The following is a 532-nucleotide window of genomic DNA, read 5'->3' as shown; positions in this document are numbered from 1 at the left end:
GGTCGCGCCTGCTACCGCGCAGTAATCCAGCCTCGGCCAACATTTTGAAGGCGGCGTGCTTGATTGCGCGCCGCCTTCATCCTATTTTGGCCCTGTCCGGCGCGCATGTCCCCTCATGATGCAGCCGGGCTGGCGCGCGCGAGCGCGTCACCTCCCTGAACCTTGGCCACCTCGTGCACGCTTGCACGAGGTGGTTTTTTTCATTCGGCAGCAATCGGCAGGGTGCGGTCACGAGTATCGGCAACAAGCGCGCCAGCCAGCTCGCGTACCAGGCCGGCCAGAAGCCGCGCCAGCCCCGCGAGCCGTGCGGACGGCTCGGTCATGCTGGCATCGAGGTAGGTCGAGCGGCACACCTCCAGTTGCAGGCAATGGATCCCCCGGGCCGGCTGCGCATGGCGGTCGAGCACGTAGCCCCCGGCATAGGGCCGGTTGTGCGCGCTCGGTCGACGATGACGGTCGAAATAGGCTGCCGCCTGCTCCGCCAGTGCCGGACTGCAGCTTGCGCCGAACCGGTCGCCGATGACGAATTCGG

1 protein-coding gene is annotated in these 532 nt (G+C 67.1%); it reads right to left on the bottom strand.

From position 1 onward, the window contains the following. Positions 1-200: 200 nt before the first annotated feature. Positions 201-532: N-formylglutamate amidohydrolase (locus AC01FP_RS18955; protein ID WP_474482508.1), on the bottom strand; the 332-nt coding region annotated here is incomplete at its 5' end.

Source organism: Cyanobium sp. NIVA-CYA 375 (genome assembly GCF_056108345.1).
Note: the sequence above shows the minus strand (reverse complement) of the source record. Positions and strands in the feature narration are given on the sequence as shown.